The sequence below is a fragment of the Sinimarinibacterium flocculans genome, from assembly GCF_003201205.1.
Taxonomy (GTDB): domain Bacteria; phylum Pseudomonadota; class Gammaproteobacteria; order Nevskiales; family Nevskiaceae; genus Solimonas; species Solimonas flocculans.
In genome coordinates, this window is record NZ_QICN01000011.1 from 95,666 (window position 1) to 111,879 (window position 16,214).

Consider the following 16,214-nt stretch of genomic DNA (forward strand, 5'->3'; position numbering starts at 1 on the left):
GCCATCAGAGCGCGTCGGCCGCGAAGCCGTAGCGCTCCATGCGCCGGTACAGCGCTTGCCGCGACAGGCCGAGCGCCTGCGCGCTGCGGCTGATGTTGCCGCCGGTGGCCTTGAGGGTCGCAGCGATGGTGTCGCGATCCGGCTCGTCGCTGCTGCGCGGCGCCGGACTGCGCTGCGGCAGGTTGAGATCGGCGGCGCGGATGACGCCGCCGCTGCACAGCAGGCGCGCGCGTTCGAGGGCATTGCGCAGCTCACGCACATTGCCCGGCCAGTCGTGGTCGACCAGAGCCTCGCGCGCATCGTCGGCGAGCTGCACGTCCTGCCCGAGGAAGAATTCCGCCATCGGCAGGATGTCGTCGCTGCGCTCGGCCAGCGGCGGCAAGGCGATCTCGATCAGGTTGAGGCGGTAATAGAGATCCTGGCGGAAGCTACCGTCGGCGATCATCGCCGGCAGGTCGGAGTTCGTCGCCGACAGCACGCGGACCTTGACCTGGCGCGTGCGCGACGAACCCAGGCGTTCGAACTGGCCGGTCTCGAGCACGCGCAGCAGCTTGATCTGGCCGGACAGCGGCAGGTTGCCGATCTCGTCGAGGAACAGCGTGCCGCCGTCGGCCGAGTCGAAGCGTCCTTCGCGCGCGCGGTTGGCGCCGGTGTAGGCACCGGCCTCGGCACCGAACAGCTCGGCCTCGATCAGCTCGGACGGCAGCGCGCCGCAGTTCACCGCGATGAACGGCCCGTCGCGGACCGCCGAGTTCGCATGCACGATCTGCGCGATGCGTTCCTTGCCGGCGCCGTTGGGGCCGGTGATCAGCACCGGCACCTCGGAGCGCGCGACCTTGCACGCCAGTTCGACGACACGCTCCATCGCTTCCGAGCCGTAGACCAGACCGCGCAGGTCGTAGCGCCGCGCCAGGTCCTCGCGGCGGCGGCGGCGCTCGCGCTGCAGCCGCGACATCGCGCGGCTGGTCTCGGACAGCTCCAGCAGGTTCTCGACCGTCGTCAGCAGCTTGTGGTCGTCCCAGGGCTTGGCGAGGTAGTCGGCCGCGCCGGCCTTGACCAGCTCGACCGCGGTTTCCAGGTGCGTCCATGCCGTCAGCAGCATGACCGGCATGTCCGGATGGCGCTCGCGGATCGCGCGGAACAGCGCCACGCCTTCCTCGCCGGAGGTGGTGTCGGCGCTGAAGTTCATGTCGGCGATGACCAGGTCGACGCGCTCCACCGCCAGCAGGGCGAGACACTCGTCAGGCATCGACGCAGTGCGCGTTCGGATGTCGCGCAGCGACAGCAGCAGGCTCAGCGCCTCGCGCACCGCGGCGTTGTCGTCGACGATCAGGACCGTGCGCATGGCATTTCGCGTTCGCATCCGCAGTGGATGCGCGGGCGCCCGAAAAGGTTGCGTCGCAGGGTGCAGGGCATGCGGCCGATCATACCGTGCGGGTGGCGGTCGCCGGCGGCACCGAGGCGGCGCGCAGCGCCGGCGCCAGCACCGCGACCTGCCCGAGCAACCACAGCGTCAGCGCGCCCACCGGCAGGTACAGCCACGGCAGGCGCGGCAGTTCGTACTGCTGCATCAGCCAGCCGCTGATCGCATAGGCCGCGAGCATGCCCAGCACGATGCCGGCCGTGACGATGAGGAAGTTCTCGGTCTGGAAGTAGTAGAGGATCTGGCGGCGCGTCGCGCCGAGCGCCCGCCGGATGCCGATCTGGCGCCGCCGCCGCTGCACCCAGAAGCTGGCCAGACCGACGATGCCCAGCGCGGTGACGATCAGCAGGGCGACGACCACGGCGACCAGCAGCCCGGCCATCACGCGATCCTCCTCGAAATAGCTGCTGCGCAGCTCCTCGATGGTCGTGGCCGACAGCACGATGCGGTTGGGCGAGATCTCGCGCAGCTTCGTGCGCGCGGCCTCGATCACGGCGGCGCGGTCCTGCGGCGCCGCGCGCAGCAGGTAGAAGCCGTAGCCGCCGCCCATGCGGATCGGCAGGATCATCGACAGCCCGGTGAAGTCCGGGTCCTCGCTGATGTTGGGCCGGATCAGGCGCTCGACGACACCGACCACGCGCGCCGGCGTTTCCGACGGGTAGAACTCCTTGCCCAGCGCATCGGCGTCGCCGAACAGCGTCCGCGCCAGGGTCTGCGTGATGATGGCCACGCGCGGCCCTTCCTCGCCGGCGAACAGCCCCTCGAAGGTGACGATCTCGTCGTGCGTGAAGTTGCGACCGGCGACCAGGCGCAGGCCCAGCGTGTCCAGCAGGCGTTCGTCGCCGTAGTAGGCCCCGACGTCGGCGACGCTCTGCTGATCGTCGCGCGCCATGCGCACGCTGGTGTTCCAGGACGAGCGGAAGAACGGTACCTGGTTGACCAGTGCCGCCTGGCGCACGCCGGGCAGGGCCTCAAGCGCGCGCAGGTCTTCCTGCATGCGCAGGCCCGGATTCTCGGCGTTGCCGAGTCCGGCCGTGGCGACGCGGATCAGCTCGTTCTCCGCGATGCCGCTGTCGATGCGGCTCGCCTCCATGCGGTGCGCGATCAGGAACAGCGCGTTGCAGACGATCGCGCAGCACAGCGCGATCTCGATCGCGATCAGCGCGGCCGCGGTCTTCTGGCGCTTGAGCGCGGCGAGGATGGGCAGGATGTCCATGTCGGGTTCTCCCTCAGTCGCTCTTGAGTTGCAGGGCCGGCGGTACGTCGCAGGCGTGCCAGGCCGGCAGCAGTCCGGCGACGAGGCTGGACAGCAGGGCCAGCAGCACCGTGGTGCCGAGCATCGTCGGATCCAGATGCGCGAGGCTGGCGTAGTCGCCCGGCTGCTGGCGCACCGCCCACAGGCCGAGCAGCGCGAAGCCGACGCCCAGCAGCGCACCGACGATGCCGACTGCACCGGCCTCGACGAGAAACTGCGAGAACACCTGCCGGCGCGAGGCGCCGATCGCGCGACGCACGCCGATCTCACCGGCGCGGCGCAGGAACTTGGCCAGCATCAGCCCGACGGTATTGATCAGGCAGACCGCGAGAAAGCCGAAGGCGAGCCACACCTGCAGGCGCACGTCGCTGGGCACCACGCGCTTGAATTCCAGCCATTCCGGCAGCGCGTACAGGCGCACGTTGGTCGGGCGTTCGAAGCGGCCGAGCGCACGCTGCTCGTCGGAGTAGTTGACGAGAAAGGCCTCGTACTCGGCGCGCTGCGCCGGCGAGTCCAGCTCGATCCACAGCTGCATCCACGCGCAGTTCGGCGAACGCACCGGGTCGGTCGCGTCGTCCCAGCAGTTCATCGTGCCGCGACGGCCGAACTCCAGGTCGAGCCCGGTATCGATCGGCACGAAGATCTCGTCGGTCTCGCTGTAGTTGCCGACGATCAGATCGTAGAAATGCGGCGTCGGCCGCCAGTGGTCGAGCACGCCGACGACGCGAAAGTCGTTGCCGCGCAGGCGCAGGGTGCGGCCGACGGAGTCGTCGGCGCCGCCGAAGAGCTTGTCGTTGAGTGACTGCGAAATGACGATGACGCGCGCACGCGCCTCGTCGTCGTCCGCCGACCAGCCGCTGCCCTGCGCGAACGGCGTCTCGAACATCGGGAAGAAGTCGGCACTGGTGAAGCGCACGTCGGCCATGAACGGCTCGACGGTCGAATCCGGCGGCTGCACGACGACCGCGCCGCCGGTACTCACCGCCTGGTACTTCGCACGGCCGGCCCGCAGCAGGTTCATCGCATCCGGGTAGGTCATGTGCTCGGACGGCGGATCGCCGGCACGGTAGTCGTCCATGCTGCGCGGTTCGATCAGCGGCAGGAAGATGCGCGCGCTCTTCTCCGGCAGCGGATCGCCGGAGAGCACGCGCAGGACCGTCAGCGTCGTGATGCTGGCGCCGATGCCCAGGCCGATCGCCAGCACCATCAGCGCGGTGAGCGCCGGGCTGCGACGGAGACTGCGGGCGGCCAGCCAGGCGTAGTAGCGGAACATGACGGCCTCCTCAGGCGCTCAGGCGCGAGACGTTCATGTGCAGGCGCGGCGCCTCGCCGACGTCGACGATCTGGCCGTCGATGACGTGCACGTTGCGTTGTGCGCGCGCCGCGAGTTCCGGGTCGTGCGTGACCATGACGATGGTCGCGCCGTCGCGGTGGATGTCCTCGAGCAGCTGCATCACCGCCCGCGCCATCTGCGTGTCGAGGTTGCCGGTCGGTTCGTCGGCCAGCAGCAGCTTCGGCGAACCGGCGAGCGCCCGCGCGATGGCGACACGCTGCTGCTGGCCGCCGGACAGTTCGGCCGGGTAATGGCGCAGTCGCGCCGACAGGCCGACGCGCTCCAGCGCCTCGCCGATGCGCCGCTTGCGCTCCGATGCCGACATGCCGCGGTAGCGCAGCGGCACGTCGACATTGTCGAAGACGTTGAGGTCGGGAATCAGGTTGAAGGCCTGGAAGATGAAGCCGATCTTCTCGTTGCGGATACGCGAGCGGGCGTCGTCGGAAAGCCGGCCGACGTCCTGGCCGTCGAGTTCGTACTGGCCGTCGGTCGGCGTTTCGAGCAGGCCGGCGATGTTCAGGAAGGTGGTCTTGCCCGAACCCGACGGGCCGGTCACGGCCACGAACTCGCCCTGGCGCACGTGGATCGAGAAGTCGCGCAGTGCGTAGGTCTCGACGACTTCCGTGCGGAAGGCCTTGGACAGATGGGTCATCTTCAGCATTGCTCGTCTCCTCGATGAAGGGTCAGCGGCCGATCAGCACGCGCTCGGCGTCGCGGAAGGCCTCGGTACCGGAAATGACGACCTGCTCGCCGGGCTGCAGCCCGGCGACGATCTCGACCTTGTCGACGCTGGACGCGCCGGTGCGGATCTCGCGGCGCACCGCGTAGTCGCCGTCGACGACATAGGCCACGCGGCCGCGGCTGATCTCGACGAACGGCCCGCGCGCGACGGTGATGACGTCGCCACGCTCGTCGAGCACCACGCGCACCGACAGGCGCTGGCTCTGGCGCAGGCCCTGCGGCGTCTCGCCGGCAAAGCGCACGCGCGCGGTGACTTCGCCGTTGACCACCTCGGGCGCGACCGAGCCGATCTCGCCGGCCCACTGCTGGCCGTTGCCGCGGATCTGCGCCGGCATGCCCACCGCCAGGTCGCGCGCGAAGCTCTCCGGCACGCGCAGTTCGACTTCGAGCGCCGACAGGTCGACGACGGTCAGCAGCGCGGTGTCCTTGGCGACAGTGGCGCGGTCCGCGACCATGCGCTGACCGACCTGGCCGGACACCGGCGAGCGCAGCGTCAGTGCGTCGACCTGGCGCTGCAGCTCGTCGACGAGCAGCTGCTGGCGGTCGCGCGCCAGGCGCGCGGCGTCGACATCGAATCGGCGCCCGTCCTTCTGCAAGGCATGATCGGTCTGCGCGCGCATGAACGCGATCTCGGCCTTCTGCAGCGCGGCCTGCGTGCGCAGCACCTCGATCTCCGGCGTAACGCCGAGCTCGAAGGCCTTGCGCGTGCGCTCGTGTTCGGTGCGCGCGGTCGCCAGATCGATGCGCGCCTGCTCGAGCGTCTGCTCGTCGACGATCGCCCGCTGCCGCGCATCGAGTTGCGCGCGGGCGTAATCGACGTTGAGCGCCTCTAGATTCGCGCGCTCCTGCGCCAGTTCGCTGCTCAGCTCCGGACTGTCCACCGTGCCCAGCACCTGGCCTTTCTCGACGACATGTCCGGCCTGCGCGTCGAAGCGCACCGAGCCGCTCGCCGCCGCGTACAGCGTCGGACTCACGGCGGCGACGACGCGGCCCTCGGCAGCGATGTCGCGGACGAAGTCGCCGCGCGCCACCGTGGCGAAGCTCAGGCGCTCGCGGCTCACCGCGCTGCCGGCCGACAGCAGACGCAGGCCGCCCCACAGCAGCAACGCCAGCGCCGCCGCGGCAAGCACCGCGAGCAGCACGCCGCGGCGGGGGCGATGCCAGGGCGACGTGCGCTCGAGCACGCGGTCCTGGGCGCGCGTGTCGCGGAACTCGGTAGGGCTGTTCACGGGCGTCTGGGCCTCGGTCGGTCGGGCGGCGCTCACGGCTGCATCTCCGCGGGCAGGTTGATGCTGCGCCCGCTCACCAGCAAGGCGTCGATCGCGGCCAGGTCGGTCTCGGAGAGTCGCCCGGCCTGCGCCTTGAGGCGCAGCGTGTTGCGCAGATAGTCGTAGCGCGACTGGTAGGCCGCGCGCAGCGCGCGGTAGTAGTTGTTCTGGGCGTTGAGCAGGTCGAACTCGGTCCGCGTGCCAGCCTCGACGCCGTTGCGGCTCGCGTCCAGGGCGATGCGATTGGCGTCGACCGCGCTGCGCGCGGCGCGGATGGTGCGGATGCCGGCGGTCACGCCGCGGAACGCGGCCAGCGTGTCGCGCTCGAGTGCGCGCAGGCTCGCCTCGCGCTGCGCCTGCGCACCGCGCAAGCGCGCCCCGGCTTCGCGACTCTGCGCGCGCACCAGCCCGCCCTGGAACAACGGCCACTCGGCGACGACGCCGATGCGGTCGATGCGCTGCTCACCGCCGAGCACCTCCGGTGCATCGGTGCGGCCGATCGAGCCGCGCAGCGCCAGCGTCGGCCAGTGACGGGCATCGATCGCGTCGATGCCGCGTTCGGCGGCCTGCTCGGCCAGCCGCGCCGCCTGCAGCGCCGGGTTGTCCGCCCGTGCCTGCACCAGCCAGGCCTCGGCCTGCGCCGGCTGCGGCGACTCCAGCGGAATCTCGTCGCGCAGCGGCTGCACCGGCAGCGCCGCGCCGGTGAGCTGCATCAGCGCGCGGCGCGCGTCGAGCAGCGCGAGTTCGGCATCGATGACGGACTGCTCGGTGAAGGAATAGAAGGCCTGCGCCTCCTCGACGCCGATGCGCGCGCCCAGTCCGGTCTGCAGGCGCTTGTCGGCCTGGTCGACGAGCTGCGCGTAGGCGGTGCGCTCGGCGCGGTTGGCGTCGAGCGTGTCGGCGGCGGCGAGCACGGCGAAATAGGTCTCGGCCACGCGCAGCACCAGCTGCTGTTCGGCATCGCGATAGCGCGCCTGCGCCTGCTCGGCGATCACGCCGGCTTCGCGCAAGCGCTGGATCGCTTCGAGATCGAACAGCGGCTGACGCAGGTCGAGGCCGTAGCTCGTGCGCGTGGCGCTGAAGCGCGCCGCATCCGGGTCCGGCTGCGGCTCCGCGGGATCGTTGATGACCGGATCGCCGCCGTCGAGGCGATAGCGTTCGCGGTCACGTGCGGCGCTGGCGCTGAGCGCCGGCAGCAGGGCCGCCCGCGCCTGCGGTCGCGCCTGCAGCGCCGCGTCGCGGGTCGCCTGCGCCGACGCGAGTTCCGGGTCCTGCTGCCGGGCTGTCCGCCAGGCATCGAGCAAGGCGGCCGCCGGCGCCGGTGCCGGCACGGCGGCCAGCAGAACGCTCAGGGTCAGGAACAGAGGCACTCGGGTCATGCCACCATTCAGCGCACGCCACGTGCCAGCCGCGGGGGTTTTCTAACCGATTGATATGGCGATCATTTCCGAATGATCGTCGGACGCGGACGGTGTCCGCGAACACTCCACCGGACACCGCGGACAGCGGCGTACAGGGGTTTACCCCGGGGTCGTGTCGCGCGGCGGACGCGCCTCAGTTCAGCACGCCCGGCACGGCGAGGCGGAACGGGCTGATGCGGGCATCGAACTTCTCGTCGCGGCCCTGGACCACCATGTTGAACTCGCCGTGCATGGTGCCGACCGGCGTGGTCAGCGGGCAGCCGCTGGTGTACTGGAACTCCTCGCCGGGGCGCAGCACCGGCTGGTAGCCGACGACGCCGGGGCCGCGCACTTCCTCGACCTTGCCGTCGCCGGCGGTGATGACCCAGTGCCGCGACAGCAGCTGCACGGTTTCTTCGCCTTCGTTGCGGATGGTGATGTGATAGGCGAACAGATACTGCTGGGTCGCGGGGTCGGACTGCTCGGCCACGTAGCGCGGCTGCACGATGATGCGGATGCCGCGGGTGAGGGTTTCCGACATGCGCCGTCTCCGGGGGAGGCTTCAGAACATGCCGGTCGCGAGCTTGGCGGTGTCCGACATCATCGACTGGTTCCACGGCGGATCGAACACCAGCTCGACGTCGGCCTCGGCGATGGTCGGCAGCGCCAGCACCTTCGACTTCACGTCCTCGACCAGCACCTCGCCCATGCCGCAGCCGGGTGCGGTCAGGGTCATGCGGATCTTCGCGCGCCGCTGGCCGTCGCCCAGCGGCTCGACCTTGCACTCGTAGATCAGGCCCAGCTCGACGATGTCGACCGGAATCTCCGGGTCGTAGCAGCTGTGCAGCTGCGTCCAGATGGCTTCCTCGAGATCGGCGTCGCTGGCGTCGGCCGGCACGTCCGGCCCTTTCTGGACTTCCTTGCCGATGGCATCCGCGTCCTTGCCGTCGATGCGGAACAGATGGCCTTCAACCTGCACGGTGAAGCTGCCGCCCAGCGCCTGGGTGATGGCGCCGTTGGCGCCTTCGGGCAGTTCGACCTTGGTGCCCTGCGGGATCAGGATGCCGATGACATCCCGGCTCAGGGTGACAGGTTCGTAGGTGGCACTCATTGCAGCTCGGGTCGTCCGGCGTGTTGCCGGTTTGGGTCAAAGGGAACAAAGTTTAAACGCGGAGGGTCTAGCCCGCATCAAAGCCATGTGCCCGAGCGGGCGTGACTTTGCGCGTCGGCGTCGCACGCCCCGGGGGAGCACATGCGCATCACCGAGATTTCCCAGTCCAATCCGCCCGCGGTGGCCGCCGCGGCGCTGATCCTGCTGCTGTTCGGCCTGCTGGCACTGTTCAAGCTGCCGATCCAGCTGCTGCCGGACACCCGCCAGCCGCAGCTCTGGATCGAGGTCGGCTGGCGCGAGGCGGGTCCGGCGGAGATCGAGGAGGCGCTGATCGAGCCGATCGAGGACATCATCCGCGGCCTGCCGGGGCTGGTGCAGATGCGCTCCGACGCCCGCCGCGGCGGTGGCGGCGTCGGCCTCAAGTTCGAAGTCGGGACCGACATGACGCGGGTCATGCTCGACGTCGTCTCGCGACTCAATACCCTGCCGCCGCTGCCGCCGGACGCCGACGAGCCGCGCGTGTTCGCCGGGGACAACTGGCAGGGCAGCAACGCCGCGTCGCTGCTGGTGCGTCCGCTGCCGGGCAACCAGACGCAGGACATCGCCGCGACCTACCAGAAGCTGATGGAGGAGGTGGTCGAGCCGCGGCTGGCGCGGGTACCCGGCGTGTCGCGCGTGAACCTCGAGGGCGGGCGTCCGCAGGAGGTGCAGATCCGCTTCGACGCGTTCCGCCTGGCGGCACTGGGCCTGACGCCGCAGCAGCTCGCGCAGACGGTGATCAGCGCGCGCGATGCCTCGGCCGGCTTCGTCGACGTCGGCCGCCGCCAGTTCACGGTGCGACTCGCCGGACGCGAACCGGTGGCCCGACTCGGCGAATTGATCGTCGGCTGGAGCGACGACCGCCCGCTGTACCTGCGCGAGGTCGCCGACATCCGCGTCGCCTTCCAGGAAGCGCAGGCGTTCTCGTACCGCAACGGCGTGCCCGGCTACTACATCACGATGCAGCGCAGCAGCGAATCCAACACGGTGACGCTGATCGAGGGCGTGAAGGCGGCGATCGAGGAACTCAACAACGGCCCGCTCGCCCGCGAGCTGCTGTTCGCCGACCTGTCCTGGGATGCGAGCGTCTACGTGAAGCGCGCGATCTCGTTCGTGCAGGAAAGCCTGATCATCGGCATCTTCCTCGCGGTGATCGGCCTGTGGTACTTCCTGCGCGGCCCGCGTGCGCTGATCGTGCTCGGCATCTCGATCCCGCTCTCCCTGTGTTTCGCCGTCATCACGCTGCAGATTCTCGGACGCACGCTCAACGTCATCTCGCTGGCGGGTCTCGCGTTCTCCACGGGCATCGTCATCGACGCCGCGCTGATCGTGCAGGGCAACATCATTCGTTACGTGCAGGAAGGGCGCGGGGCGGTGGAGGCGACGCTCGAAGGGACGAAGGAGGTCATGCCGGCGCTGGTCGCGTCGATGCTCACCAGCGTGGCTATCTTCCTGCCGGTCCTGTTCATGCAGGGCATCGAGGGCCAGCTGTTCAAGGACCTGGCGATCACGATGTCGGTGTCGTACGCCGCCTCGCTGCTGGTGGCGATGACCCTGATTCCCGCGGCCAACCGCTGGGCGCTCGCGCGCGGCATGCCGGCGGACCAGCACCAGCACTGGTGGACGGCGATGGCCAGGGCCGGCATGCGCGCCACCGATCATCCGACGCTGCGCTGGGGCCTGATCGGCACGCTCGTCGCCGGCGCCTGCGCATTCACCGCCGCGCTGCTGCCCAAGGTCGACTACCTGCCGGTGGCGCAGACCGACCTGATCTGGAACAACTTCCGCCTGCCGCCGGGCGGCAACCTGGCCACCGTGCGCGACGAGTTCGCGCCGCAGGTGATCGAGCGGCTGCGCCCGCACCTGGAGGGCACGAAGCACCCGGCGGTGAAGTACTACAACCTGTCGTCCTGGGCCGGGCAGTGGGGCGTCGCGGTGATCTATCCGAAGGACCCGCGCGACATGGACGAGATGGTGAGGGTGCTGCGCGAGGAGATCATGGTCGGCTATCCCGACACCGCGATCTTCGTGCAGCGCGGCTCGCTGCTCAACGTCGAGGGCGAGAACCAGCGCGAGGTGCAGCTGTATTTCCAGGGGCCGGAGCTGGACGCGCTGATGCGCGCCGCCGAGGTGGCGATGAACGCGATCCCCGAGGCGATTCCGGGGACCTATCCGCAACCGTTCCCGGCGCTCGAGCTCAACCAGCCCGAGATCCAGCTGATTCCGGACGAATGGCGCATCTCGCGCGCCGGCCTGGATCGCGGCACGGTGGCCTCTGCCTTGCGCGCCTACACCGGCGGGCTCTGGGCCGGCGAGTACTTCGACGGCAACCAGCGCCTCGACATCATCCTCAAGGGCAACGACTGGGATACGCCCGAGGCGCTCGCCGAAATGCCGGTGATGACGCCCGGCGCCGGCGTGCAGACGGTCGGCGACCTGGCGCGCATCGAGCTTACGGTGGGGCCGTCGCAGCTCGCGCGCATCAACGGCCGGCGCACGGTACAGGTGAATTTCGAGCCGCCGGCCGACATGTCGCTCGACGAGGCGATCGAGCGAATCGAGACGCAGGTGGAGCCCAAGGTGCGCGCCGCGCTGCCGGCCAACGCGCAGATGACCTATGCCGGCTCGGCCAACCAGTTGCACGCGGCGCTCAGCTCGATGGCGCAGAACTTCGCGCTCGCACTGGTGATCCTGTTCGCGCTGATGGCGGCGCTGTTCCGCTCGGTCTGGGACAGCTTCCTGGTCATGCTGGTCCTGCCGGTGTCGGTCGCCGGCGGCGTCGCCGCGCTGCGCATCGTCGGCCTGTTCGGTTTCCAGGCGCTGGACCTGCTGACGATGATCGGTTTCATCATCCTGCTCGGCCTGGTGGTCAACGCCGCGATCCTGCTCGTCGACCAGACCCGTGCGCGCGAGCGCGGCGGTGTGCCGCGACGCGAAGCCGTGCGCCAGGCACTGGAGACGCGTGCGCGCCCCATCGTGCTGTCGACGCTGACCGCCGTGCTCGGCATGCTGCCGCTGATCGCGATGCCGGGACTCGGCGCCGAGATCTATCGCGGCCTCGCCTCGGTCGTCGCCGGCGGCATGCTGCTGGGCACGCTCTTCACCTGGTTCCTGATGCCGGCGCTGTTGCGCGCCGGCGAGACCGAGCAGTCCCGCAGCCTTGCGGGCGGATTCGCGGAGGCGAAACAGCGCTCATGAGCATCACCCGATTCTTCATCGACAGCGGTACGGCCGCGACCGTCCGTCGCCTGCTCGTGCCGGCAATCCTTCTGGCACCTGCCGGCGCGCTGGCCCAGCGGCCGCCGGCGGCGGTCGAGGTCATCGCCGCCGAAATGCGCGAGCTGGCCCCGACCGTGACCGCAACCGGACTGGTGCAGTCGCGCGCCGGCGCCGACCTGGCAACCGCCGTCGCCGGCCAGCTGTCGTGGATCGCCGAGCCCGGTACCTGGGTCGAGACCGGCGACACGGTGGCCCGCATGGACGTCGACGAGTTGCGCCTGCAGCGGCTCGAACAGGCTGCACGCGTCACGCGCAGCGAGGTCGCGCTGCGCCAGGCCGAGCGCGAACTCGAGCGTCTGCGTGCCTCCGGCAATGCGGTGAGCCGCTACCAGCTCGACCAGGCGCAGAACACGCGTGACCTCGCCGCCGCCGATCTGGAGATCGCGCGCGCCGCGCTGCGACAGACGGACGACCGTCTCGCCAAGGCGGAGATCCGCGCGCCGTTTGCCGGCGTCGTCTCCGAACGCGTGCGCAATGCCGGCGAGGAGCTGGCCCGCGGCGACGTGCTGGCGCGTCTGTACAACACCGAGGAACTGGAGATCCGCCTGTTCCTGCCGCTGCGCCACGTGCGCGCGATCCGTCCGGGCAGCGTGGTCAGGGTGCGCAACGCCGGCGCCGAGTCGATCGCGCAGGTGCGTGCGATCGTGCCGGTCGGCGATGCGCGTTCGCAGTCCTTCGAAGCCCTGATCGACGCGCCGCAGATGCCGGCGCCGCTGGCGGTCGGTCACAGCGTGCACGTCGAGCTGCCCTTGCAGGCGCCGCGCCAGGCACTGGCGGTGCCGCGCGACGCGCTGGTGATCCGCAGCGACGGAACGGCCGTCTACCGCCTCAAGGACGGCAAGACCGTGGAGCGGGTGCCGGTGAAGACCGGTGTCGCCGAAGGAGACTGGGTCGCGGTCGAAGGCGCGCTGTCGGAGGCCGACCCCGTGGTCGTGCGCGGTGCCGAGACCCTGCACGACGGCGACACGGTGCATGTCGTCGAGCGCCGCAGCGCCTGAGAAACCGGCGGCACCGGTCCGTTCACCGTCGCGTTATGCATTCTGAATGGAGAGACCAATGCAGCTAGTTCCTGCGAGTTCCGTTCGCAGGTGGGGAACGGTAGGAAGCGGCAAGACTCCCATCTCGATTAGCACCGTCTGCCCTCATTGTGGAGAGAAGGGAGTTTTTGCATTGGGGAGCGCAGTTGACGACACGGCACGAATGGCCGTGGCGTCAACTGCGCGGTGTCCTGGATGCAATCGCCCGGTGCATTTCTGGGCAGTGCGGCATGAGCAGAAACCGAAAGAGGACAAGAACAATCCTGCTGCGGTTTATATGTATCCGGTCGCCAAGAATCACTATCCAAACCCAGAATTCGCTCCAGATATCCCAGAACCGCTACAACGAGCGTTTGTCTCAACAATCGAGGCTTTCAACTCGAAGAACTACGCGGCAACTGCGGTGTGCGCCCGGCGTACGCTGGAAGGGATATTCAAATACCTAGTGGAGGAAGATAAAAGAGACGCTCCGCTCGCACGGCTTATTGAGCAGGTAAAAACCTCCAAAGATCTCGCGGCACCACTTACGTCTCTTTCCCACGCCATTCGAGACGGCGGAAATCTCGGCGCACACTTCGATATGGAGAAAGAACCGAACGAAGCGCTCGCACGACACATGGTTGAGCTTCTTGATTACTTGATCTCCTACCTGTACGTGCTCCCTGAAGAAATCAAAAAGCTGGAGCAAAGTCTTGGCAAGAGCGCATAAGCGGGGCGTTAACCCCGTTTCGCCTGCTGGCGCGTTATCGAATCGTATCGGCAGGCATCGGCATTGATCCGCTGTCCGCTGCGCCCGTCATTCCCCCACCACCGGAATCCTGAACATGAAGAATCTCGTCCAGCTGCTCGCACTCGCCGGCCTGTGCCTGGCCACGACCGTCGGCGCGCAGATGCCGCCGCCGCAACCGCCGACGATCGCCGTCAGCGGTCATGGCGAAGTCACCGCGCTGCCCGACCTGGCACGGCTGTCGCTCGCCGCGGATGCGCTCGATGGCGAGGTCAAGCGCGCCGAAGCCGAGGTCAACCGCGTCGTCCGCCGCTATCTGGAGGTCCTGGGCAAGAGCGGCATCGAGGCCCGGGACATCTCGACCACGAGCATTTCGCTGCAGCCCGAATACACCTGGGACGAGACCGCGCGACAGCAGAAGCTGGTCGGCTATCGCGCACGCCGAGACATCCTGGTGACGGTGCGCGATCTCGACCGGCTCGGCGACGCGATTCTCGGCGCGACCGAGGCCGGCGTGAATCACGTCAGCCCGCCGGCGCTCGAGTCGAGCCAGGCCGAGACGCTGGGCCGCGAGGCGCTGGCACGCGCGGCGCGCGATGCGCAGGCGCGGGCGCAGGCGCTGGCGACGGCGCTGGGGGTGAAGCTCGGCAGCGCGCGCGTGGTGCGCGAAGCCGGACAGGCGATGCCGCCGCCGCAGCCCTACAAGGTGATGGCGATGCGGGCCGAGGCGGCGATGGACAGCGGCAACCAGCAAATGGGACTCAACACGGGCGAGATCCATATCGCAGCCGACGTCAGCGTCGAATTCGACCTGATCGCCCGCTAGTGAGTAAATGATGGATAAAGTTATTTTGTAGTTGTTTTTGTCTCGCACGGCGGCGGCCCGGCGACGAAGTCCGGTGCCGCCATCATGCGCGTGCCGGGTTCCGGTGAGATAATCCCGCGCTTTCCCCGCAGACACGGGTAAGCGACGTGCCGAACAAAACTCCGCCAATGGTGGGCCCGCCGGTGGTCGGCGTCATCATGGGCTCCCGCTCCGACTGGGAGACGATGGCGCATGCCGTGCGCACGCTCGAGGAACTCGGCGTGGCGCACGAGGCGCGCGTGGTGTCGGCCCACCGGACGCCGGACCGCCTCTTCGAGTACGCCGAGACCGCGCAGCGCCGCGGGCTCAAGGTCATCATCGCCGGCGCCGGTGGCGCGGCCCATCTACCCGGCATGTGCGCCGCCAAGACGCAGGTGCCGGTCCTCGGCGTGCCGGTGCAGTCCAAGGCGCTCAACGGCCTGGATTCGCTGCTGTCGATCGTGCAGATGCCGGCCGGCGTGCCGGTCGGCACACTCGCGATCGGCCGGGCCGGCGCGATCAACGCCGCGTTGCTGGCCACGGCCATCGTCGCCAACGGCGACAAGGCGCTGGCACGGCGCCTCGCGAACTGGCGGCGTCGGCAGACGCAGTCGGTACTCGACGACGACGCACCGCTGGACCCGCGATGAAGATCGGCATCCTCGGGGCCGGGCAGCTCGGTCGCATGCTGGCACTGGCGGGCTACCCGCTGGATCTGGACTTCGTGTTCCTCGATCCGGCGCCGGAGGCCTGCGCGGCGCCGCTCGGCGATCACATCTACGCCGGCTACGACGACGAGAACGCGCTCGCCGAGTTCTGCCGCCAGATCGACCTCGCGACCTACGAGTTCGAGAATGTGCCGGCGGGTACCGCCGAGTTCGTCGCCGGCCGCGTGCCGCTGCTGCCGGCGCCGGTGGCGCTCTCGGTCGGGCAGGACCGCCTGTCCGAGAAACAGCTGTTCGACCAGCTCGGCATTCCGGTGCCGCGCTACATGCCGGTGGCGACGCGCGAGGCGCTGGCGATGGCCGTGCGCAACGTCGGGCTGCCGGCGGTGCTGAAGACCCGGCGCCTGGGCTATGACGGCAAGGGGCAGGCGGTGCTGCGCACCGAAGCCGACGTCGACGGTGCCTGGCAGCGGCTCGGCTCGTCCGACGGTCCGGCCAAGCTGATCCTCGAGGCCTTCGTGCCCTTCGACCGGGAGCTGTCCTGCCTGGTCGTGCGTGGCCGCAGCGGCGAGCTGGCGTTCTATCCGGTGGTCGAGAACCAGCATCGCGACGGCATCCTGCGCGTCGCCACGCCGCGGGCCAACGATCCGCTGCAGGCCCAGGCGGAGGACTATGCCCGTCGCGTCGTCGAGCATGTCGACTACACCGGCGTGCTCGCCTTCGAGTTCTTCGTCGCCAACGGCGGCCTGCTCGCCAACGAGATCGCGCCGCGCGTGCACAACTCCGGGCACTGGACCATCGAAGGCGCCGAGTGCTCGCAGTTCGAGAACCATCTGCGCGCCATCGTCGGCCTGCCGCTGGGGTCGACGGCGCTGCGCGGACCGAGCGTGATGGTCAACTTCATCGGCCAGCCGCCGGCCGATGCCGACCTGGCGGCGATTCCCGGCGTGCACATCCATCACTACGGCAAGACACCCAAGCCGCAGCGCAAGGTCGGTCACGCGACGGTCACCGCGGCCAGCGACGCCGATCTCGCCGACCGGCTGCGCCGCCTGCAGGAACTGGTCCGCGCAGCCGAGGGCTGACGGCGCG

General features: G+C 69.4%; 14 protein-coding genes. 6 read left to right on the plus strand and 8 right to left on the minus strand.

Translation table 11 applies throughout. The features are described 5' to 3' along the window. Positions 1 to 4: 4 nt before the first annotated feature. The 8 genes from C8D93_RS17200 to sufT form a co-directional block, all read right to left on the minus strand. Positions 5 to 1,345, minus strand: coding sequence for a sigma-54-dependent transcriptional regulator (locus tag C8D93_RS17200; RefSeq protein WP_110266467.1), 1,341 nt, complete (start codon positions 1,343 to 1,345; stop codon positions 5 to 7). 79 nt (positions 1,346 to 1,424) lie between these two features. Then, on the minus strand, positions 1,425 to 2,639 hold the full coding sequence (locus C8D93_RS17205; RefSeq protein WP_110266468.1) for an ABC transporter permease: 1,215 nt from the start codon (positions 2,637 to 2,639) through the stop codon (positions 1,425 to 1,427). A gap of 13 nt (positions 2,640 to 2,652) precedes the next feature. After that, positions 2,653 to 3,951, minus strand: coding sequence for an ABC transporter permease (locus C8D93_RS17210; protein ID WP_110266469.1), 1,299 nt, complete (start codon positions 3,949 to 3,951; stop codon positions 2,653 to 2,655). Positions 3,952 to 3,961: 10 nt separating this feature from the next. Further along, on the minus strand, positions 3,962 to 4,672 hold the full coding sequence (locus C8D93_RS17215; RefSeq protein ID WP_110266470.1) for an ABC transporter ATP-binding protein: 711 nt from the start codon (positions 4,670 to 4,672) through the stop codon (positions 3,962 to 3,964). 22 nt (positions 4,673 to 4,694) lie between these two features. After that, positions 4,695 to 6,017: an efflux RND transporter periplasmic adaptor subunit gene (locus C8D93_RS17220; protein WP_245903961.1), complete on the minus strand. Its 1,323-nt coding sequence runs from the start codon at positions 6,015 to 6,017 to the stop codon at positions 4,695 to 4,697. Next, on the minus strand, positions 6,014 to 7,399 hold the full coding sequence (locus C8D93_RS17225; protein WP_110266471.1) for a TolC family outer membrane protein: 1,386 nt from the start codon (positions 7,397 to 7,399) through the stop codon (positions 6,014 to 6,016). The genes C8D93_RS17220 and C8D93_RS17225 overlap by 4 nt, the downstream gene beginning before the upstream one ends. Positions 7,400 to 7,574: 175 nt before the next feature. After that, positions 7,575 to 7,961 (minus strand): Co2+/Mg2+ efflux facilitator ApaG/CorD, encoded by a 387-nt coding sequence (gene apaG / locus C8D93_RS17230; protein WP_110266472.1) that lies wholly within the window; start codon positions 7,959 to 7,961, stop codon positions 7,575 to 7,577. A gap of 21 nt (positions 7,962 to 7,982) precedes the next feature. After that, positions 7,983 to 8,531 (minus strand): putative Fe-S cluster assembly protein SufT, encoded by a 549-nt coding sequence (gene sufT / locus C8D93_RS17235; protein ID WP_110266473.1) that lies wholly within the window; start codon positions 8,529 to 8,531, stop codon positions 7,983 to 7,985. 141 nt (positions 8,532 to 8,672) lie between these two features. On the opposite strand from sufT, the gene C8D93_RS17240 reads away from it, so the two are divergent. From C8D93_RS17240 to C8D93_RS17265, 6 genes are all read left to right on the plus strand, one after another. Then, a complete protein-coding gene (locus C8D93_RS17240; protein WP_110266474.1) occupies positions 8,673 to 11,768 on the plus strand; it encodes an efflux RND transporter permease subunit in 3,096 nt (1,031 codons plus the stop codon). Continuing rightward, positions 11,765 to 12,847, plus strand: a complete 1,083-nt coding sequence (locus C8D93_RS17245) for an efflux RND transporter periplasmic adaptor subunit (RefSeq protein ID WP_110266475.1) — start codon at positions 11,765 to 11,767, stop codon at positions 12,845 to 12,847. Before C8D93_RS17240 ends, C8D93_RS17245 begins: the two co-directional genes overlap by 4 nt. A 247-nt stretch (positions 12,848 to 13,094) precedes the next feature. Continuing rightward, positions 13,095 to 13,595: a DUF4145 domain-containing protein gene (locus C8D93_RS17250; RefSeq protein ID WP_170124084.1), complete on the plus strand. Its 501-nt coding sequence runs from the start codon at positions 13,095 to 13,097 to the stop codon at positions 13,593 to 13,595. 115 nt (positions 13,596 to 13,710) lie between these two features. Further along, positions 13,711 to 14,439, plus strand: coding sequence for an SIMPL domain-containing protein (locus C8D93_RS17255; protein ID WP_110266477.1), 729 nt, complete (start codon positions 13,711 to 13,713; stop codon positions 14,437 to 14,439). Positions 14,440 to 14,606: 167 nt separating this feature from the next. Continuing rightward, a complete protein-coding gene (gene purE / locus C8D93_RS17260; protein WP_110266478.1) occupies positions 14,607 to 15,107 on the plus strand; it encodes a 5-(carboxyamino)imidazole ribonucleotide mutase in 501 nt (166 codons plus the stop codon). Beyond that, positions 15,104 to 16,207, plus strand: coding sequence for a 5-(carboxyamino)imidazole ribonucleotide synthase (locus C8D93_RS17265; protein WP_110266479.1), 1,104 nt, complete (start codon positions 15,104 to 15,106; stop codon positions 16,205 to 16,207). The genes purE and C8D93_RS17265 overlap by 4 nt, the downstream gene beginning before the upstream one ends. The last annotated feature ends 7 nt before the right edge of the window (positions 16,208 to 16,214 follow it).